This window comes from Lentilactobacillus farraginis DSM 18382 = JCM 14108, assembly GCF_000583655.1.
Lineage (GTDB): Bacteria > Bacillota > Bacilli > Lactobacillales > Lactobacillaceae > Lentilactobacillus > Lentilactobacillus farraginis.
On the sequence record NZ_BAKI01000009.1, the window covers coordinates 18,219 to 38,488 of the forward strand.

Sequence of the window (20,270 nt, forward strand, 5' to 3'; positions counted from 1 at the left end):
ATTAGCGTTAAATGACGAGGAGGGGTTCCCTTGAAAAATGTTTATTTTGATCATGATGGTAACGTGGATGACCTGGTGTCGTTACTGTTACTGCTTCAAATGCCCGATGTACGCTTGACGGGTGTCGGCGTTATTGATGCGGATGGCTATATTGAACCGGCTGTCGATGCTTCCCGAAAAATAATTGCCAAGTTCGGCCACGGTAATCCGGTTCGGGTAGCCGCGTCAAATTCACGAGCTGTTCATCAGTTTCCAAAGGAATGGCGGTTGAGTTCGTTTTCGTTTGATGCGTTTCCAATTCTAAATGAACATCAACCTGAGTTGGCACCGATTGCCAAACAGCCGGCCCACTTGGACATGGTTGATAAAATTAATCGGGAAACCGGGAAAACAACGTTGGTGATGACCGGGCCGTTAACAGATTTGGCTCGGGCCTTGGCGGTTGACCCCGACATTACGGACAAGATTGATCAGCTCTATTGGATGGGCGGCACAATGCGAACCCGGGGGAATGTTTTGGAGCCCAAACACGATGGCAGCGCTGAATGGAACGCCTACTGGGACCCATTCGCTGTTAAGACCGTCTGGGATTCCGATATTAAAATTCAAATGGTTGGCTTGGAGAGTACCAATCAGGTGCCGTTAAATGCTGATATCCAACAGCACTGGGCCGACCTGCGTCGTTACCCGATGATGGATTTGATTGGCCAGGGTTATGCATTGGTCTCTTCGTATGAAGCCAACTCTACTTATTATCTGTGGGATGTTTTGACGACTGTTGCCAGTCAATATCCGGAAGTGGTTACGACTAAGGACACCAAGGGCGATGTTGTGGTTAATGGTCCCAGTGCCGGCAAAACTTATGAGACGGCAACCGGCCGGCCGATTGAGTTGGTTACAGCTGTAAAGGCGCCAAAGTTCTTTGATAAACTTGATGCCTTATTAACACAGGAAGTGTGATTGCGATGAGTTATTTGCAGGTTTCAAAGTCATTGACACTGCCATGTGGTGTTACCGTTAAAAATAGGTTTGTTAAAACGGCGTTAAGTGAAACGATGGCAACTGACCAACACCGTTCAGACGCGCGATATGAAAAATTATACCGTCAGTGGGCAATGGGTGGCGCCGGAATCGTTATTACGGGAAATGTTATGGTTGATCGAGCGGCCATCGCCGAGCCGGGCAACGTTGTGGTTGATGATGAACGTGAATTGCCGGAGCTTCAGCGATGGGCGCAAAATGGTACTCTAAATCAAACACAGTTATGGCTGCAATTGAATCATCCCGGCCGACAATCACCCAAACAGTTTTCGGCTCGGCCGGTTGGCCCCAGCGCTGTGCCGATTACCGGTGTCAATCACCGGGCGTTTAATCCGCCACGGGCATTAACGATTGACGAGATAAAAGAATTAGTCACGAAGTTTGTTAGAAGTGCCGTTATTGCACAAAAAGCAGGCTTTACCGGTGTTCAGCTGCATGGGGCATTTGGTTATTTGATTAATCAATTTTTATCGAAAAAACCAACCGGCGGACTGATGAATATGGTGGTTCTCTTGAGAATCGGATGCGGTTTTTGATTGAAGTTTATCAAGGGATTCGCGAAGCGTGTGGTAAAGCATTTCCGATTAGTTTAAAACTGAGCTTGACTGATATTGATCTGGCGGGATTCACCGAAAAGACATTAACGAGGGTTGCCAAACGGATGGCCGATCTGGGGATTGATATGATTGAAATTGCTGGAGATGATTACGAAAATTCGCAAATCGGTTTTTCCGGTCATGCCCACCTGATTAATCGGCTGGTTGACGTTCCGATTGCTCTGAGCGGTGGTTTTCGGCACATTTCTGCAATGGAAGAAGCTTTGGGTAGGCAGGATGCAGACCTGATCGGAATTTGCACGCCGATGGCTGTCATGCCGGATATGCCAAACCGTATTTTAAATTCGACTTACCGTCCCGTAAAGCTGCCATTGTCAACGGGGAGTTCTAAGTTGGACGATAAGTTAAAGACTCTGATTATGACCAGTTATTGTGAGGAGCAGGTTCACCGGCTCGCTGAAGGAAAACCGCCGAAAATCTATCGCAATGCTTGGCGGTCGGTATTGGCCGAAGCCCGCCTGCATGGTCTCAATGGGTTGAAACCACGGCGGGCACAATCGTAAGTGGATTATTTGGCTTGCAGGTCTCTAAAAATGGCCTGCATGCGGATTTCAATGTCATTGAGTTCTTTAGCATAATGTTTTAAATTGGCAGAATGCTGCTGAACCTTTTTCGGGTCGGCGTCGGTCTTGTAGCTGAGTTGATGTTCCAAGCTGGCCCACATATCCATGCCGATAGTCCGAAATTGAATTTCCACGGGGACGTCAAAGACACCCTTTGACTGAAAAACAGGAACGGAAACCACTAAGTGCAAACTTCGGTAACCACTTTCCTTGGGATTCTCGATATAGTCTTTTCGTTTCAAAACCGTTACATCCGACTGCTCGGAGAGGGCCTTTTCAACGGTATAAATATCATCGATGTAGTTGGTGACAACTCGGATGCCGGCGATATCGAAAATGTGGTCGCGCACATTTTCGGTTGTGAGTGCGAGCCCTTTTCGCTTTAACTTTCCGAATAAACTATTGGCTGATTTTAACCGTTCCTCCATATGGTGAATTGGATTATGATCATAATCCGTTGAGTACTCATCATCCAGATTTTCCAGTTTAGTGCCGATTTCGTTGGCGGCAGAGTGGGAGAGCTGGTAAATATTAATCAGCTCTTTAATATCTGGTATTCGGTTTTGAAGATTAGATTGTGTTAGTTGCTCTTCGATTTGTTTGACGTTCATAAAATTACTGCGTTCAAGAATCATGTGATCACCTCATTGAATGATATTGATTGGTGCTACTTAACTATGTAGACGAAGGGTCGGATTGAAAAAACCGACTCTTTTTAAATTTATACTTAAAAACTCTTAAACAGTTGATCAATTTGATTGAATTCGGCATCGCTCAGCTGCACAGTCAATGCTTTGGCGTTGCTGTGAACCTGGTCTGCTAAACGGGCTCCAGGAATTACGACACTAATGTCTGGGTCTTTAATATACCAAGCCAAGATTGTCTGGGCAATGGTTGCCTGATGCGCAACTGCAATTTCTTTAACCTGTTCCAAGGCATTCATAATGGTTGCGTATTGTTTGGCAGAGAATTGCTGGAATTTATTACCATCAGCCGGTGTATACTTACCGGTTAACAGGCCGGATGCTAATGGGAAGTAAGGCACAAATGAAATCTGGTGTTCTTTAAGATATGGAAATTCGGCCTTTTCGGCTTCTCGATGAACCAGGCTGTAATTATCCTCAACAATATCGACTTGCTCAGCCGCGTTGGCTTCTTTGATTTGGTCTAATGAGAAGTTGGAAACGCCAATTGCCTTGATTTTGCCGGCCTTTTTTTCATCAGCTAAAGCTTGAACAGCTTCAGCTTTGGGTGTTTGATCGTCTGGAAAGTGAATATAGAAGATATCGATATAGTCAGTTTGAAGGCGTTCAAGGGCATCATCAACTGCCCTTTTCAAAAACTTGGGATCGTTATTGGGTTTTAAATTATTATTTGGATCTTGCGCAGCTTTGGTTGCAATAACAAATTTTGAACGATCGTAATCTTGAGTGACGTTGCCAATAATTTCTTCTGATTTCCCCAAACCATACATAAAAGCAGTGTCCAAAAGTGAAATACCGTCGTTTAAAGCGGCTTTAATAACCGCGACGCCATCTTCATCTTTTAAACCGTCGAATAGATTATGGCCGCCGACTTTATTGGTTCCCAAGCCGAGTGGGGTAGTCGTAACGTTACTTTTACCTATTTTGATTTTTTGAGCCATGTTGGTTCCTCCTATTTACTTTGAATCGTGAAAAATAAGGAGACTTGGCAGTTTTACTGCCAGTCTCCTAAATTGTAATTCAATTTTAACATAATGGCCAAAGTTATTAACTAACGATTGACGTTATTAATCATCATAGGGCCCTTTCCCAAATATGCGTTTATCATCCAAATATTTTTATCAATAGCTTCTTTAAAACCATTTAACATATCCTGGGTTGGAAAATCCTTTTCATCGTCCGTAATTTCAATTCCTTTTTGGTATTGATTACGCAGGTATTTGAATTGATCGACCAGCCGCTGCATAAAATCACGCATTGTGAGTTGGTCCCAAGTGATTTTTTCGTCCGGTAGGCCGGTATGATCGATAAACTCATGGGTGGTGGCGTAAGGCGAACCGTTAATGGCAATTAATCGTTCGGCAACGTTGTCCAGCTGATCGGCTAATTGGTCATGATAATCATCCATTAGCGGGTGCAGTCTAAAGAAGTTTTCGCCGCGCATATACCAATGGGTTTGTTGGATATTTGTTTGGAGTTGACTGAGTCTGCGACCAACTGATTGAGCTGTTCACGGGTCTTTGGAAAATCGTACTTATCTGCCATAAGATAATCCCTCCTATAATCAAATCAATCATTAACTTGCTTACAGCCATAGTTTATCTATAATATTGGCCGGTTTGCAAGCAAAATGATTGTCGATTTTGAGTGCTGGAGAGATTAACCGTGTTTATTATTGCGCAGCGTGTTCCGGATCTTGGTCTTCGGTTGGCTGCCCGGTAGGTTCGTTCAAAGCGGAATGCTTGGAAGTTTCCAGCATGCGGACATAGACCAGTAAACTGACAAATGCGGCCGCTGAAACATAATAGAAGAACCAGCTTTCATGGCCGATGTTTTTCAACCATAGGGCGACGTATTCCACGGTACCACCAAAGATGGCAACCGTCAGGCCGTAAGGAAAACCAACGCCAAGTGCCCGAATTTCTGTTGGGAAGAGTTCAGCCTTCACAACGGCGTTGATGGAGGTATAACCGCTAACGATTAATAGTCCGGCCATCATTAGTAGAAAGGCACTGAATTCACTATCAAAATATTGCAGTCCCAAGAAAATCGGGATGGTCAGCAGGGTGCCGCCGATACCAAACCAATAAAGAAGCGGTTTGCGACCGATTTTATCAGAAATATGACCAAAAAGTGGTTGGAGACCCATGAAGATTAAAAGTGCCAAAAAGTTAATCAAAGTAACGGATTTAGCGGGTAAGCCCAACGTATTAATCATGTATTTCTGCATATAAGTGGTGTAGGTGTAAAAGGCGATGGTACCGCCAAAGGTCAGGCCCATAACCGTTAAAACCTGGCCGGGATACTTAGCTAGCTGATGCAGCGTTCCCCGACCGGTGTTGGCCTTTTCAGCGTGTTTGAACTGGTTAGTTTCGTCCATGGATAATCGCAGATAAAGCACGATCACAGCTCCTATAGCGCCAATTCCAAACGGGATTCGCCAGCCAAAACTTCTAATCTGTGCGTCTGTAAGCACGGCTTGAAGCCCGATTTGAATGATTAGGGCCAATAATTGACCGCTAATCAAGGTGACGTATTGAAAGGAGGCGTAGTAACCCCGCCGATTGGACGTGGCCATTTCTGATAGGTAGGTGGCAGAGATACCATATTCACCACCAAGTGACAGTCCTTGAACCATTCGGATGACTACTAATAATATCGGTGAAAAAATACCGATTGTCGTATAGGTTGGAATAAGCGCGATCAGTAGGGATCCACCAGCCATAATACTGACGGAAAGTGTCAGGGCAGCCCGGCGACCGTGTTGATCGGCATATTTACCCATAATAAAACTACCGAATGGCCGCATCAGAAAGCCGACCGCAAAGACCGCGGCAGTACTCAATAATTCGACGGTCTGATTACCATCAGGGAAGAATGAGGCAGCAAAATAAATGGCGAAAGACGCGTAGATGTACCAGTCAAACCATTCGACCATGTTACCAAGCGAACCCTTAATAATATTGCTTGTGATTCGTTTTTGACTTAAAGTTTGCATAAAAACCAACCTCCTTACATGGTAATGTAACTTTAACCCTGTATTAATAGTGGTTATAATAAGATTCCCCTTACAACTCAATTGAATTAAAAATCAAAATCAGTATATCATTTGTGAAATTCTCATTGTTTTCATATTATAATTTAATAGACCTTTGGGTGCAAACATTATTGATAATTATTTTTGGGAAGTTGATATTGAAATGATCCTGATTAGGTATAAATATGAAGAATCGTTATAAAAATGAGATTAAGCGCTCTCGATTTTGAGCAGACGCCTAATCTCATTTTGAATTGGTTAGTTGAATTGTTTTGAAATTCTTAAATTAAAGTTGGCTGGTGCAAGCAGATAGCCTTCGACTAATTACAAATTGCCGTTAATGCGTTTAGTTTGTCAATCTGATAAGTTGGCTGAGTTTTCGTTTGATTTAAAGCGTGATGCGGGTTAAACCAAACCGAGTCTAAACCGTAGTTGGCCGCACCGAGAATGTCGGAAGTCAGTGAATCACCGATAACCAGCGCTTTCCTTCGGTCAAAGTGTTTAATTTGGTGGGCGACAAAGTCAAAAAATGCGCGCTGAGGTTTTTGATAACCGATATTTTCCGAGATGAACATCTGGTTGAAATATTTAGCGATGCCGGCTTCGTGAACCCGCTTTTCCTGGGTCTTGGCAATCCCGTTTGTTACGATATACAGTTCATGATTTTGACTGAGGGCCATTAACAATTGTTTTGCACCGGGAATTGGATCATGACCCTCAGCTAAATATTGCCGGTAGGTTTTTTCAATGGCCGCGCCGTTAATGTCCTCGCCAAAGTGGCGAAACAGGAGCGTAAATCGGCTGTTTAGCAGGTCACTTCTGGTAAGATTGCCCTTTTCGTATCGCTGCCAGAGAATGGTGTTTAATTGATGGTAATAGTTGGCGATAGCTGGGGTTAACGGCTTATTGAGATGTTGAAACAGCTTTTTTAAAGCTCGCTTTTCAGATGATTGAAAATCCAAAATTGTATCGTCGATGTCAAACAATAGGGTAGCGTAAGACAATGTGGCTCACTCCAAACTTTCATTAATGATTGATGAAACAACCTTTTCAATTGCCGGAATTAATGGGCTGTCTGGTTTAATGCCGGTTTCGCTGAATCGACTCTCCCACCACTGTTTACGAATATTTTTGATTACGGGGACAATTTTTTGGCCGGATGTCGTCAGGTTTAAAATGATTGACTTGCCAACGCCGGCTGTTTTGGTTAGATAGCCAGATCCTGCATTTTCTTTATTTCCCGAGTAGCCAGACCTTTATCGATCACCAGTGATTTAGCAACCTGATTTTGATTGATATATTGATTGTCGTCAATAGTCAGTAAAATACAGGCAGCGGTCGGGTTCAAGTGATGCTTTTTAAATAACTCGCCGGTGTCTTTATAATATTGGCGATGGAGAATGGAAATATCCTGTGCGAGGTAACCGATATCTTTCAATGTGTTTATCCCTTCAAATTCAAATTAATCTGTTCAAATTCAAACTTTAGCATTTTTTAGTTGACAATTCAACATAAGGACATTAACCTTTGAAAGTAAGTTGAATTGTCAACATAGAAAAATGAAGAGGTGCAAACCAATGGCGACTAATAAACGTGGTTCTCAAGCTTTAATTCAGTCAATGATTAATCAAGGAATTAAATATGTTTTTGGCATTCCCGGCGCAAAGGTCGATCAATTATTTGAAGATTTGCAGTATAGCGATGATCCAAGGTACCCAAGCTAATTGTTGCCCGTCATGAACAAAACGCGGCTTTTATTGCAGCTGGGATTGGCCGTTTAACCGGCAAACCCGGAGTCGTTGCGACAACTTCCGGCCCGGGAGTTTCCAACCTGACTACCGGTTGATGACAGCAACTGCTGAAGGTGATCCGGTTATCGCACTTGGTGGCCAAGTACCACGAGACGATCTTTCAAGGCTGACTCATCAAAGCATTCCAAGCAAAGAATTGATGAACTTCGCAGCTAAGAGCAGCACTGAGGTTCAAGACGCAAACAACCTTTCAGAAGCGTTTATGAATGCTTACACTGCGGCTGTTTCACCAAAAGCCGGTGCCGCGTTTATTTCGTTGCCGGCCGACGTTTTGGGTGATGAAACGACCCGACCGGTGATTAAGCCACTCACAAAGTCAGCCCCAAGCCGGGCTTCCGACGAGACGTTGGATACAATTATTGGTTTATTGAAGAAAGCCAAGTTACCAGTTATTTTAGCCGGCATGCGGGCATCTTCTGAGGAAGTGACAACAGCATTACACCGGTTACTGGGAAAAGTATCGCTTCCGGTTGTGGAAACATATCAGGGTGCCGGCATTATTTCTCATGAATTCGAAAACGATTTCTTCGGTCGAGTTGGCTTGTTTAGAAATCAAATTGGTGACACACTTTTAAAACAAAGCGATTTGGTTTTGGCAATTGGGTACGATCCCGTTGAGTACGAAGCCCGAAATTGGAATGTTGAACACAACGATACCGTTATTAATTTGGATAGTGTTGCGCCGGAGTTAAGTAATGACTATCAACCCAATGTGATCGTGGAAGCAGATATTGCAGCTACGCTTTCAGCATTGACGGACAGACTGCCAGCTGATTACCGACTTGCTGATGATGCCGTTACCCACCTGGAGAAACTGAGGGCTGAGTTTGAGGCTGAAGGGTTGACTGAAACCAAGGCAAAACCGGGGACGATTCACCCGTTGACGATCGTAAATGAACTTCAAAAGCAAGTCGATGATGAGACAACCGTTACAGTTGATGTGGGCAGCCATTACATTTGGATGGCGCGTCATTTCCGAAGCTATCGCCCCCGTCATCTGCTATTCAGTAACGGCATGCAGACACTGGGTGTCTCACTGCCCTGGGCGATTGCAGCTAAACTGGTTCGGCCAAACGAAAAAGTGGTTTCCGTTTCCGGTGATGGTGGTTTCCTATTTTCCGGTCAAGAGCTTGAAACGGCGGTTCGCTTGAATCTGAACATTGTCCAGTTGATTTGGAATGATGGTTACTATGATATGGTTAAATTTCAGGAAGAAGCTAAATATGGTCGCGATGCCGGTGTCGAATTTGGACCGGTCGATTATGTTAAGTATGCGGAAAGTTTCGGTGCGACAGGATTGCGGGTTTCCGATCCAACTAAGCTTGGCGACGTACTTAATCAGGCCTTTAAGGCAGACGGTCCGGTAATTGTTGACATTCCAGTGGATTATAGTGATAACATTAAGTTGAAGTCTGCGTTATTAAAAGATATCTTAAACTAGGAATAGGAAGTTATAATATGGCGAAACATACAACTTTATACCAGCATGGAACGCTGGCATTACTGGTTCCCGGTCTTTTGAAGGGGACTATGACAATGGGAGATCTGCTGAAACACGGTGATACCGGAATTGGAACGGGTGAGGGCCTTGACGGTGAGCTGATCATTTTAAACGGTAAGCCTTACCAAGTTGCCGCCGACGGGAAGGTTAATGTTGTGCCGGATTCGTTTACAATGCCATTTGCCAATATTCACTATGCCCGTTATTTGCCTTTAGCCGAGTTGGAAAATGTTTCCCAGGATGATCTTAACGAGCAGATTGTTTCTTTAAGTAAAGCCGGAAATACCTTTTTTTCGGTTAAAATTACGGGAACGTTTTCGGACGTTAAAACTCGGGCTGTTAGAAAGTCAGAGCCGCCGTTTCATACGCTTGCCCAAACGGCCCGAAACCAGAGTATCTTTACCAGGGATAAAGTTGATGGCACTTTAATCGGCTATTACTCGCCGGAATTGTTTGATGGTGCTGCGGTGGCCGGCTTTCATCATCATTTTTTGGCTGATGATCGAAAGTTTGGTGGCCACGTCTTAGACTTTCATCTGGATAAGGGTGAGGTTTCATATCAGCTGTTCGATACTTTTGAACAACATTTGCCGGTTAATGATAAACGATATATGCAGCATGACTTTTCGTCTGATGATATTACAGAAAGCATCCATACGGCTGAATAAATAAGCTGATAGCTATTCTGCCAGTAATATCTTAAGATTATGGGTACTAAAATACACTAAAAATTATAATGATATTACTAAAAAATAGTTTTCGCTTCAAATACTGAAGCGAAGGCTTTTTTTCGTGGCGAGAAAAAATATTTGTCAGATAATAATATCTTACGGTTGATTTATCCGTACAAATGTTATAATATGCTATCATACAAACGATACAAGTTTATGAAATGTATAAGTGTTAAAGAATGACTAAATTTGTAAGCGTTGTTATAATAAGCGATGATTGAAAAGTCTTATTATAAAAGTAGTTGGAGATTTGTTTGATTTATTATGTAACCCCTTTCAATATCTGGATCAGGTAATTGGGATTAATTAAGAAATTTATTATGTATAGGAGAATTGAAAATGGAAAATGCGACTGCTACAGAAAAGAAAATTTCAAGCAAGTTCATCTATTTCTTTGGTTCATTTGGTGGCATCTTGTTTGGATATGATATTGGTGTGATGACGGGAGCGCTACCTTTTCTGCAAATCGACTGGGGACTCCAAAACGAAGCCGGAATTGTCGGCTGGATTACTTCCTCTGTGATGCTGGGTGCTATTTTTGGTGGCGCAATTGCCGGCCAGTTATCAGATAAACTCGGTCGTCGAAAAATGATTTTACTATCTGCGATTGTTTTCACCATCGGTTCCCTTCTTTCAGGGATTTCACCAAATAATCAGGGTGAATATTATTTAATTGCCGTTCGGGTATTCCTGGGGCTGGCTGTTGGAGCTGCTTCCGCGCTGGTACCAGCCTATATGTCTGAAATGGCGCCGGCCAAAGCACGTGGGAGTTTATCCGGACTTAACCAGACAATGATTGTGAGCGGCATGCTTTTATCCTACGTGGTTGATTTTCTGCTCAAAGACCTGCCTGAAAACTGGGCATGGCGATTAATGTTGGGCTTGGCTGCCGTTCCTGCTATTATTTTATTCTTCGGTGTTTATAAACTGCCTGAATCACCGCGTTTCCTCGTTAAATCAGGTCGTGAAGCTGATGCGCGGCGGGTTTTAACTTACATTCGGACTAATGATGATGAAATCAATGATGAATTAAAGCAAATCAAACAGACCGCAAATGAAGAAAAAATGGCCGCCCAAACAACTTCCTGGGCAACTGTTTTTAGTGGCAAGTATCGTTATTTGGCCATCGCCGGTATCGGTGTTGCGGCTTTCCAACAATTTCAAGGGGCCAATGCAATCTTCTATTACATCCCACTGATTGTTGAAAAAGCAACCGGTAAAGCTGCCAGCTCCGCTTTGATGTGGCCAATTATCCAAGGGGCCATTCTGGTTATTGGTTCACTGGTTTACATTGCGATCGCCGAGAAATTCAACAGAAGAACCTTATTGATCATGGGTGGTTCCGTAATGGGCCTGTCATTCTTGTTGCCGGCAATTTTGAATGTATTGATTCCAAATGCCAGTCCAATGATGATTGTGGTCTTCCTAAGTATCTACGTTGCTGCTTATTCATTCACTTGGGCACCATTAACCTGGGTTCTGGTCGGAGAAGTCTTTCCATTGGCAATTCGGGGCCGGGCTTCCGGTGCTGCTTCGTCAGCTAACTGGATCGGTTCATTCGCCGTGGGCCTATTGTTCCCGATTATGACCGCTCATATGCCGCAGGATGCCGTCTTCGCAATTTTCGGTGTCATCTGTCTACTGGGGGTTCTATTCATCCTGAAAGCCGTTCCTGAAACTAAGGGCCGGACGCTGGAAGAAATTGAGGAGCAGGGAACTAATAAATAAAAACGTTCTTAACGTACCTCAAGATTCATTTGATTTATAATTGCAAAAACTCGGGGGTTTCTGACATTTCACCACCTCGTTAAGATTAAAAAGTTGGCTGATTTCAAACTTCACGTTTGATTCAGCCAACTTTATTTTTTGCTGCCAAATTGAATAAAAACCATTATTAGGAAAAAAATACCAAAAATGATAGCCGAAACACTGATAATAATTGTCGAAACGAGATCATAGAAGGGCTGGATCAGAAAATAAACGCCGATACCGTTTGAAAACAAACCAGCCAACACCAAGTAAACTGAGAGTGCAGCAAATAAACATTGGTGCGTAAGATAGCTGAATTTTTGAAGTGCATACCAAATGATCAACCCGCTGAAAATAATTCCCAACAATAGGTAGAAATTTGGATCGTGCCAGATAGTCACGAGAACAACTCCTTAAACAACTTATTTAAGCAGATTTTTGATAACGGCTTCGCCAACCGCTGTCGCTGAATTAGGGTTTTGACCGGTAATCAAATGACTGTCAACGACGACGTTGGCTTTGAACGGCTCCCCCTTGACGAAGTCCGCGCCGGCTTTTTTTAATTCGTCTTCCGGCAAGAATTTGATTTCACTGGTTAATCCGTTAAGGGCTTCCTCGTCGTTGGTAAAACTGGTTAGCTTTCGATTGGTCGTAAAATGCTTGCCATCTTTTGTCCGCATTGCCAAAAGGGCGGTTGTTCCAACGCAGTTTGCTGCCACAATGCCACCATTGGCAATAATTTGTTGGGCTGTCTTGGCTAATGGTTTATTTTCGGGAAAGTCCCACATGGCCCCATGGCCGCCGGCAAAATAAATGACCTGATAATCATCGGGATTAATTTCTGCCGGGCTTAGTGAAGCGGCTAAATGTTGATTTCGAAAAAAATTATCCAGATAAAAATGCCAATCAATTTCGTCCATATTATCACCGGAAAGGCATAGCGGATCCAAAGGAATATAACCACCGGTTGGGCTTGCGTAGTCAACCTGGATTTCGTTATCCTGCATCACTTGGTCAAAATGGGTTGCTTCACGCAGCCATAGACCAGTTGCCCGGTTGACGTTATCGAATTTGGGAATATTTGTTGCCACAATTAAAGCTTTTGTCATAAATTGAATTACCTCACTTCGGAATGGTAATAAGCGAACTGAACATATCACATATGTATTTTAGATCTTTTGAGTAATAGCGCAAGGATAGTTTGCCCACAATTAAAATGCGAAAGGGCATTGGCGATTATGGCGAAGATATGTTACTATCAACACAGCTCATTATAATTGTTTATAGAAAGTTAACTAATAATCAATTATCACGAGCTCGGATAAACTATCTGACTAGGTGTGTAAACAGGATTTTGAATGGAGGAAAACATGGCAGATACAATTTTAGATGTTGAGGGGCTGAATAAGAACTTTGGTTCTAAAAAGGTCTTAAAAAAACGTCTCTTTTTCTGTTGAAAAGGGACATATTGTCGGCTTGGTTGGTCCCAACGGAGCCGGGAAATCAACAATCATGAAAGCAATTCTGGGTTTGTTTAATTATCCAAGCGGCAAAATTACAATTGATGGTCAACCGGTTTCTCAAACCAGCCATCAAGCCTTGGAGAAAGTCGGGGCATTGATTGAGTATCCCGGCATCTATCCGTTTTTAAGCGGCTTACAGCATTTGGAACTTTTCTCAAACGACGGCGTTTCCAAGCAACAGGTCATGGAGATTGTCGATAAGATGAAGATGGGCTCATACATAAAGAGAAAGGCAAAGACCTATTCTCTTGGAATGAAACAAAAATTGGGGATCGCGTTGGCATTGGTTAACCACCCCGAATTTGTCATTCTTGATGAGCCGATGAATGGTTTGGATCCGCAAGCCAATAAAGATTTGCGGACAATTATTATGGACTTGGCCAAACAGGGGACTACTTTCTTGATTTCCAGTCATATTTTGAGTGAGTTGGAAAAATTAATTGATGATTTGGTCGTAATTGATAAGGGACAAATTGTTTATCGTGGTGATATGGCTACGTTAGAAAGTGACAGTACCCGCTCGATGGTTCTTCAGACTTCTGATAACGATAAAGCCAAAGATATTTTAACGCAAAACGGGTATCAGTTAATTGATTCCGATGAGGGGCATATCAGTATCGTCGAGGATGAAAAAACCAAGATGGCTGATATTATCAAACTGCTTTCGACCAACGATATTGAAATTGAGGATGTTAAGCACGTTCACAGTGATCTTGAGACCTCATTGCTTAATCTGTTGCAGAACGACAAGGTAAAGGAGGGCTAAAGGGATTATGGTAACGTTAGTAAAACAGGAACTGTTTAAATTAGTCCACAAGAAGAGCACTTGGATAACGTCGGTACTGATGTTGGTAATTATGACGATCTATGCTTTTATTGCTCGAAATAACGCAAATACGTTTGACCCCAAGGCAATTTATATTGGCTTGTTTACCGGGATGACGTGGGTGGTTTTCTTCATGATTGCCGCTTCCAGCTCCATTATCTCGATGGAGTTTCAGTATGGGACAATCAAGGAACTACTCTATCGGAAGTATTACCGCGGCGAAATTTTGGTAAGTAAATGGATTACCATGTTTTTGTATTCGGTTTACTTCATGCTGTTGGCTTTTGTTTACGCTCTTATCCTGAAAGTTACGGTGCTGAACAGTAATTTCCAGTTGAGTGAAAACTATGGTTACAAGCACAGCATTCTAACGACGACCATTTATACGTCATTGGCACAATTTGTTTCTCTCTGGCTGATTCTAAGCCTGGTGTTGTTGCTGGCCAATCTCTTTAAGAGTTCGGCAGCGGCCATTTCCGTTGGTATTATCGGCTATTTTGCGATTAGTATTATTTCATCGCTGTTGGCTATTGTAATTAAAAAATGGACTTGGTTGAAGTGGAATCCGTTAAATATGATGAATTACCCTAACCAAGTAGCCAGTCCAAGCTTAAAGCATATCACCCTTTTGTCGACAAATGAATTATTGATCGGTAGTTTGGTTTATATGGCTATCTTCTTGGGAATCAGCTATGTTGTTTTCAAACGACGAAGCGTATAGACGCGATCGTCTTTAAATTCAAATAAGTTCAAAATCGTCAGCCACTGAAACGGTGCCTGGCGATTTTTTGTTATGAAGTTGTTAACAATTCAATAGCACAACATATAGTGCTTCGTGTTCCTATAACACATATATATTGTGTTTTAAAGGCTGTTTTTCAAAAATTTTTTCGCTATACTAAACAATGTTAACTAAATTTTCGAGTTTATCAAAGGAAGGGATTCTATGGATTACGTTAAGACGGAAAAATCAATTCAGGATAATATCGACCTTCGTCGTCTGACTGTGATCAAGGCTGACGGTGAAAGAAGTCGTTTTTACCCTTATAAGATTAATTTGGCCATCGCGGCATTAACTGATGAAAAGGCTGTTCAAGCTGAATTAAGACAACGCGTCTTTGAGCGGTTGTCCGGATTTGAACAGGAAGTTGATACCAAAGAAATCCGAACGATTTTTAAGGCAGTTCTCTCAGAGCTTGACCGTGGTGATTTGGTTGCCAGTTACGACAGCTATCGGCAAAAAGATGAAGCTAAATGGCGGGCTGCCGTTAACCCATCCACCAAGCTGAATCAATTATTTGATAAAAGTGACACGGTCGTTCACGAGAATGCTAATAAAGACAGCAACGTTTTCAGTACCAGACGTGATCTGACGGCTGGGATGGTTGGCAAGTCCCTTGGCCTGACAATGATGCCGGAAACGGTTGGCAAAGCTCATTTACGCGGTGATATTCACTATCATGACTTGGATTATTCACCAATGACAGAAATGACTAACTGCTGCTTAATCGACTTTAAGGGCATGCTAAACAATGGATTTAAGATCGGGAATGCCGACGTTGAACCGCCCAAATCGATTCAAACCGCGACGGCCCAGATGTCCCAGATTATTGCCAATGTAGCTTCCAGCCAATATGGCGGTTGTTCAGCGGATCGGGCAGATGAATTGTTGGCGCCATTTGCCAAGCTGAACTTTGAGAAGCATTTGGCTGATGCGAAACACTGGATTGCACCGGATAAACGGACGGCATTTGCCAAGGCCAAAACTAAAAAAGACATTTATGACGCGATGCAGGCGTTGGAGTACGAAATCAACACGTTGTTTTCTTCTAATGGGCAAACACCGTTCACGACAATTGGTTTTGGGCTTGGAACTTCCTGGATCGAGCGGGAAATTCAAAAAGCCATTTTAAAGGTTCGGATTAAAGGATTGGGCAAACAGCACCGGACGGCTATTTTTCCCAAATTGATCTACACGCTAAAGCGTGGTTTGAACCTTAAACCATCAGACCCCAATTATGATATTAAGCAACTGGCGATTGAATGTGCCACCAAGCGAATGTACCCGGATATCCTCATGTACGATAAGATTATTGAACTAACCGGCAGCTTTAAGGCGCCGATGGGTTGTCGCAGCTTTTTACAAGGATGGCGTGACGAGAATGGTCGGGAAGTTAACAGCGGGCGGATGAACTTGGGGGTTGTCACCATTAATCTTCCAAGAATTGCCATCGAAGCTCATGGTGATAAAGCCGTTTTCTGGGAAATCTTACAGGATCGATTGGAAGTTGCCAAAAAGGGCCTGCTGAATAAGGTGGCCCGCTGTAAACAGGCTAAACCTAAGAACGCGCCCATTTTGTATCAGTATGGTGCTTTTGGGAAACGATTGAAGGATACCGATTCCGTAGATGAATTGTTTACCCATCGTCGAGCAACGGTTTCACTAGGGTATATCGGCCTGTATGAAGTGGGGACGGCCTTCTACGGCCCTAATTGGGAGCATAACCAAGAAGCACATGATTTTACCGTATCAATTGTTAAATGTCTGCACGACCACTGTGTAAAATGGGAAAATCAGTACGATTACCATTTCAGTGTTTATTCAACACCAGCCGAATCATTAACTGATACTTTTTGCGAATTGGATACTGAAAAGTTTGGCAAAATTAAGGATATTACGGCAAAGGAATACTATACCAACAGTTTTCATTACGATGTCCGGAAAAATCCGACACCGTTTGAAAAATTGGCATTTGAAGAGGCTTATCCCAAATACGCAGCTGGTGGGTTTATTCATTACTGTGAATACCCCAATTTGAAGCAGAATCCGGCGGCTCTGGAGGCTGTTTGGGATTGGGCTTATGACCATGTCGGTTATTTGGGAACCAATACATCGATTGATCACTGTTACAAGTGTGGTTTCGACGGTGATTTTAAGCCGACTGCCAAAGGATTCGAGTGCCCGGAATGTGGCAATCGGGATCCCAAGACCTGCGATGTGGTAAAGCGCACGTGCGGTTACCTTGGGAATCCACAGATTCGACCGATGGTTCACGGCCGACATGAAGAAATTGCATCACGGGTTAAAAATATGAGGTTGGGTGATATTAACGATGACGGAAACGCAAAAGACCAGACTGCCAAATAACCCAAAACCAAAACAATGGTTGGCCAGGGACCGCAGTCAGCGATACATTGCCAGTTATAAGCCGTTTAACATGGTGGATGGCGAAGGGGTTCGCTGCAGCCTGTATGTTTCCGGCTGCTTATTCAACTGTCCGGGCTGCTACAATAAAGTTGCCCAGAACTTCCATTACGGCCATCCCTATACCCAAGAATTGGAAGATCAAATTATTAAAGATATGTCCCAAAGTTATGTCCAGGGCCTAACGTTATTAGGCGGCGAACCTTTTTTAAATACCCAGGTTTGTATTAGACTGGCTAAGCGGATTCGATCCGAATTTGGTCACACCAAAGATATTTGGTCATGGACCGGTTACACGTGGGATGAGTTGATGGTGGAGTCTGAAGATAAGCTGGCTTTATTGCATTATTTGGATATTTTAGTTGATGGGCGTTTCCTATTGGCGCAAAAGGATTTATCGCTTCAATTTCGCGGCAGTGCCAACCAACGCATTATCAGCGTCCCAAAATCACTGGCGACGGGTAAAGTGGTTATTTGGGATAAGCTGGTTAAATAGAGTGTCGAAATAAATAAGGCTTTTTTAACTTTGAGGTGTGAGGTGTACCTCATTTGACCACGTTAAAAGAGCCTTATTTTTGCTGCTGTCAAAGTTCATTTTAAATAGTCCCGTCGCCGTTCAAACAGGAAGAGAGAGGCAGCCGCGATGATGGTGAAAGGTAAAGCGGCCTTGTAAAGTTTCATAAAAGCAGCTGTCATATTTCGTTTAGTATTTGTTTTTATGGCGCTGACAACAGTTTTAATCTGCTTATTTTGACTGGCGACCTTTCTTTTTACCAGGACGGCTACTTGATTGTGAATCAGGTGTTGTTGCCTTTTTGACAACTTTGTTGTAGCCGGAATTTTCGCAAGTGTTTTTTGATAACTGGTTTGAATAAGCTGCTTGGTTTTAGCAGCGTCAATGCCGGTTTTACTGGTATGAGCCGTTTTGCCATTACCTGAAATAGCTTTTTTGACGTTAGTGGCGATATCCGTCTTGGCTCTGGTTGATAGCTTGGTGACTTCAATTCTGGTATTTGCCTGGATAATTGATTGATGCCGGGCAGTGGTCAAGTTGGTAGTTAGTGCAGAAACAAAGATGGCGACTGCTAATAAAACACCAATTTGGCGAAAGACGCCAAGAACACTTTGCGAGGCGGAAAGCAACTTACCGGTAAATCTTGAAGCCCCCAGAACAACCAGGGGGCCAGCGATAATCCCAAAACCACCGCCGATTAAAAGAAGGCTGATAATAGTTTGACCATAGTGTGCCGGATTGATAACGGCTAAAACAACGTAACCCGTAATTATTTGGAGAAAGCCAATTGTAATTAACAACCTTGGCCCGATTTTATCGTTTAACAGCCCACCAATTGGTGAGAAAATGAAGATCATTAAAGAGGCTGGCGTAATCATAAATGCGGCTACTAGTTCGGTTTTGTTAAGAACGTTGGTGAAAAAAGTCGGCATGATGACCAAGATCGCGACTAAAAAGATTTCTGTCAGTATGGTAACCAACGAAGCGCCGGTGAATTGGCGATTTTTAAACAGCGTTAGTGGGACCATTGGATCTGAGCTGTGTTTTTCAACAACAATAAATCCAATTAGTGAGATAGTCGTAGTGCTTAACAGCCCGACAATAACGTGACTTGACCACCCCCATTCGTTTCCCTTAACAAGCGCCAGGGTCAGACTGAACAGTAAGAGCATTGAGAACAGCATGCCCCAAAGATCAATTTTGGCTTGAAAACGGGATTCGTTTTTTAGTGGTAATAGGAAGAAGCACAATGTTAATACAATTAGGATTAAAGGCAGGTTAATAAAGAATACATATCGCCATCCAAGGTACTGGGTAACAATTCCACCAATGGTAGGCCCAAATGCGGAAGCAAATCCTTGAGTGACCCCTAAGGCGGCTAAAACACCGGTTCGATGTTGAACGTTTGTCATGGAAATGCCGATGGTCATGCTTGCCGGAAAGATAATGGCTGCGCCTAAACTTTGGATACCCCGGCCAATAATGAGTAGGGAGATATTGCCGGCGGATCCGGATAGAAACGACCCAAGTGCAAAGAGAATTAGGCCGACCAGATACAGTTTATTTCGGCCGATAATATCAGCGATTCTACCGAATGGAATGGTAAATACGGCAAAGGTAATCGTGTAGATATTAAGCGCCCAGGATAAATTACCCAAACTGACATTTAAGCCACTTTGAATAGCCGGCAAGGCAATGTTCATGACAGTCGTGTCCAGCATACAGAGAAAGATGCCGATCATCATGGAAAAGATAATTAGTTTTTGTTTGATATGCATGATAAAACTCCCTTAATGATTTTTAAATTAAGCGATGATCAATTATTTCCCGCGGTTTTGATTCGCTTGCTTTGTAGATTATCATGCGGTATCTTAATTAAGAATATTCTGTTGACAAAGGGAGGGAATTTGTAAACAATGTCACCAAAAGAACTAAAGGACCAAAAGTTGACTGATATTTTTAAGGCTTTGATGGGTTTATTAAAAGAGCGTTCATTCGAGGAAATTTCAGTGACAATGTTGGCAAAACGGGCAGGCGTCTCAAGAGCGTACTATTACAAAAATTTCTCAACGTTTGAAGATATTGTCAACAAGTACGAGATGCTGCGGATCATTACTTACCTCCGCCAATTACCAGATGCTGCCGGCTTTACATTAGAGACACTAATGACCCACTATTTTCAACTGGTTTTGGTAGATCGTGATGATCAGCTGGTTTTAATTTCAACCGGAAAAGAACAGATTTTAATCAAGACATTTCACACAGTTTTAGTTTATTTACTTAGAAATAAGTTGATTCCCTTGTCTGAGCGGACAACTGATCCTTATTGGGGAGACTACTTTTCCGGAGCGGTTATTAATTTGTCGATCAGTTGGCTTAAGCAGGGGGCAACCGAGTCCCCTCAGTTTATGGGCAGAAAGATCGCAACTTTTGTTAATTAAACAATGT

General features: G+C 42.9%; 14 protein-coding genes and 5 pseudogenes. 10 read left to right on the plus strand and 9 right to left on the minus strand.

Annotation, left to right across the window (positions count from 1 at the left end; genetic code table 11):
* Window positions 1-30 precede the first annotated feature (30 nt).
* Both JCM14108_RS05045 and JCM14108_RS05050 read left to right on the plus strand, forming a co-directional pair.
* Complete coding sequence (locus JCM14108_RS05045; protein WP_035178919.1) at window positions 31-960, plus strand: nucleoside hydrolase; 930 nt, start codon at window positions 31-33, stop codon at window positions 958-960.
* A gap of 95 nt (window positions 961-1,055) precedes the next feature.
* Window positions 1,056-2,161 (plus strand): annotated as a pseudogene (locus JCM14108_RS05050) (oxidoreductase).
* Between the two features lie 5 nt (window positions 2,162-2,166).
* Here JCM14108_RS05050 and JCM14108_RS05055 read toward each other — a convergent pair.
* The 6 genes and pseudogenes from JCM14108_RS05055 to JCM14108_RS05080 form a co-directional block, all read right to left on the minus strand.
* Window positions 2,167-2,856, minus strand: a complete 690-nt coding sequence (locus JCM14108_RS05055; protein WP_035178920.1) for a GTP pyrophosphokinase — start codon at window positions 2,854-2,856, stop codon at window positions 2,167-2,169.
* Window positions 2,857-2,948: 92 nt separating this feature from the next.
* Window positions 2,949-3,866, minus strand: coding sequence for an aldo/keto reductase (locus tag JCM14108_RS05060; protein WP_035178923.1), 918 nt, complete (start codon window positions 3,864-3,866; stop codon window positions 2,949-2,951).
* A gap of 110 nt (window positions 3,867-3,976) precedes the next feature.
* Window positions 3,977-4,470: pseudogene (locus JCM14108_RS05065) on the minus strand (Dps family protein).
* A gap of 127 nt (window positions 4,471-4,597) precedes the next feature.
* Window positions 4,598-5,923, minus strand: coding sequence for an MFS transporter (locus JCM14108_RS05070; protein WP_035178925.1), 1,326 nt, complete (start codon window positions 5,921-5,923; stop codon window positions 4,598-4,600).
* 359 nt (window positions 5,924-6,282) lie between these two features.
* Complete coding sequence (locus JCM14108_RS05075; RefSeq protein WP_035178928.1) at window positions 6,283-6,966, minus strand: YjjG family noncanonical pyrimidine nucleotidase; 684 nt, start codon at window positions 6,964-6,966, stop codon at window positions 6,283-6,285.
* Window positions 6,967-6,972: 6 nt separating this feature from the next.
* A pseudogene (locus tag JCM14108_RS05080) lies at window positions 6,973-7,400 on the minus strand (MarR family winged helix-turn-helix transcriptional regulator).
* Window positions 7,401-7,539: 139 nt separating this feature from the next.
* Here JCM14108_RS05080 and alsS point away from each other — a divergent pair.
* From alsS to JCM14108_RS05095, 3 genes and pseudogenes are all read left to right on the plus strand, one after another.
* Window positions 7,540-9,214, plus strand: a pseudogene (gene alsS / locus JCM14108_RS05085) (acetolactate synthase AlsS).
* Window positions 9,215-9,231: 17 nt separating this feature from the next.
* Complete coding sequence (gene budA, locus JCM14108_RS05090) at window positions 9,232-9,942, plus strand: acetolactate decarboxylase (RefSeq protein WP_035178931.1); 711 nt, start codon at window positions 9,232-9,234, stop codon at window positions 9,940-9,942.
* 402 nt (window positions 9,943-10,344) lie between these two features.
* On the plus strand, window positions 10,345-11,733 hold the full coding sequence (locus JCM14108_RS05095; protein WP_035178934.1) for a sugar porter family MFS transporter: 1,389 nt from the start codon (window positions 10,345-10,347) through the stop codon (window positions 11,731-11,733).
* Between the two features lie 131 nt (window positions 11,734-11,864).
* Here JCM14108_RS05095 and JCM14108_RS05100 read toward each other — a convergent pair whose 3' ends face one another.
* Entirely contained in the window at window positions 11,865-12,155 is a 291-nt protein-coding gene (locus JCM14108_RS05100) for a hypothetical protein (RefSeq protein ID WP_035178936.1), read from the minus strand.
* A 21-nt stretch (window positions 12,156-12,176) separates the two neighbouring features.
* Window positions 12,177-12,863, minus strand: a complete 687-nt coding sequence (locus tag JCM14108_RS05105; RefSeq protein WP_035178938.1) for a type 1 glutamine amidotransferase domain-containing protein — start codon at window positions 12,861-12,863, stop codon at window positions 12,177-12,179.
* Between the two features lie 261 nt (window positions 12,864-13,124).
* On the opposite strand from JCM14108_RS05105, the pseudogene JCM14108_RS05110 reads away from it, so the two are divergent.
* The 4 genes and pseudogenes from JCM14108_RS05110 (at window position 13,125) to nrdG (ending at window position 17,804) form a co-directional block, all read left to right on the plus strand.
* Window positions 13,125-14,043: pseudogene (locus JCM14108_RS05110) on the plus strand (ABC transporter ATP-binding protein).
* Between the two features lie 7 nt (window positions 14,044-14,050).
* Window positions 14,051-14,824, plus strand: a complete 774-nt coding sequence (locus JCM14108_RS05115; protein ID WP_035178939.1) for an ABC transporter permease — start codon at window positions 14,051-14,053, stop codon at window positions 14,822-14,824.
* A 225-nt stretch (window positions 14,825-15,049) separates the two neighbouring features.
* On the plus strand, window positions 15,050-17,251 hold the full coding sequence (gene nrdD / locus JCM14108_RS05120; protein ID WP_035178941.1) for an anaerobic ribonucleoside-triphosphate reductase: 2,202 nt from the start codon (window positions 15,050-15,052) through the stop codon (window positions 17,249-17,251).
* The gene (nrdG, locus tag JCM14108_RS05125; protein ID WP_035178942.1) at window positions 17,217-17,804 is read left to right on the plus strand and encodes an anaerobic ribonucleoside-triphosphate reductase activating protein; all 588 of its coding nucleotides are present in this window, start codon (window positions 17,217-17,219) and stop codon (window positions 17,802-17,804) included. The genes nrdD and nrdG overlap by 35 nt, the downstream gene beginning before the upstream one ends.
* Before the next feature lie 95 nt (window positions 17,805-17,899).
* On the opposite strand, the gene JCM14108_RS05130 is transcribed toward nrdG, so the two are convergent.
* A complete protein-coding gene (locus tag JCM14108_RS05130) occupies window positions 17,900-19,600 on the minus strand; it encodes an MFS transporter (RefSeq protein ID WP_035178943.1) in 1,701 nt (566 codons plus the stop codon).
* A gap of 138 nt (window positions 19,601-19,738) precedes the next feature.
* On the opposite strand from JCM14108_RS05130, the gene JCM14108_RS05135 reads away from it, so the two are divergent.
* A complete protein-coding gene (locus JCM14108_RS05135) occupies window positions 19,739-20,263 on the plus strand; it encodes a TetR/AcrR family transcriptional regulator (protein ID WP_035178944.1) in 525 nt (174 codons plus the stop codon).
* Window positions 20,264-20,270 lie beyond the last annotated feature (7 nt).

Bases quoted from the DNA above. Each gene is read 5' to 3' on its own strand.
- JCM14108_RS05055 (WP_035178920.1), bottom strand. From the start codon at position 2,856: ATGATTCTTGAACGCAGTAATTTTATGAACGTCAAACAAATCGAAGAG.
- JCM14108_RS05060 (WP_035178923.1), bottom strand. From the start codon at position 3,866: ATGGCTCAAAAAATCAAAATAGGTAAAAGTAACGTTACGACTACCCCA.
- JCM14108_RS05070 (WP_035178925.1), bottom strand. From the start codon at position 5,923: ATGCAAACTTTAAGTCAAAAACGAATCACAAGCAATATTATTAAGGGT.
- budA (WP_035178931.1), top strand. From the start codon at position 9,232: ATGGCGAAACATACAACTTTATACCAGCATGGAACGCTGGCATTACTG.
- JCM14108_RS05095 (WP_035178934.1), top strand. From the start codon at position 10,345: ATGGAAAATGCGACTGCTACAGAAAAGAAAATTTCAAGCAAGTTCATC.
- JCM14108_RS05105 (WP_035178938.1), bottom strand. From the start codon at position 12,863: ATGACAAAAGCTTTAATTGTGGCAACAAATATTCCCAAATTCGATAAC.
- JCM14108_RS05115 (WP_035178939.1), top strand. From the start codon at position 14,051: ATGGTAACGTTAGTAAAACAGGAACTGTTTAAATTAGTCCACAAGAAG.
- nrdD (WP_035178941.1), top strand. From the start codon at position 15,050: ATGGATTACGTTAAGACGGAAAAATCAATTCAGGATAATATCGACCTT.
- nrdG (WP_035178942.1), top strand. From the start codon at position 17,217: ATGACGGAAACGCAAAAGACCAGACTGCCAAATAACCCAAAACCAAAA.
- JCM14108_RS05130 (WP_035178943.1), bottom strand. From the start codon at position 19,600: ATGCATATCAAACAAAAACTAATTATCTTTTCCATGATGATCGGCATC.
- JCM14108_RS05135 (WP_035178944.1), top strand. From the start codon at position 19,739: ATGTCACCAAAAGAACTAAAGGACCAAAAGTTGACTGATATTTTTAAG.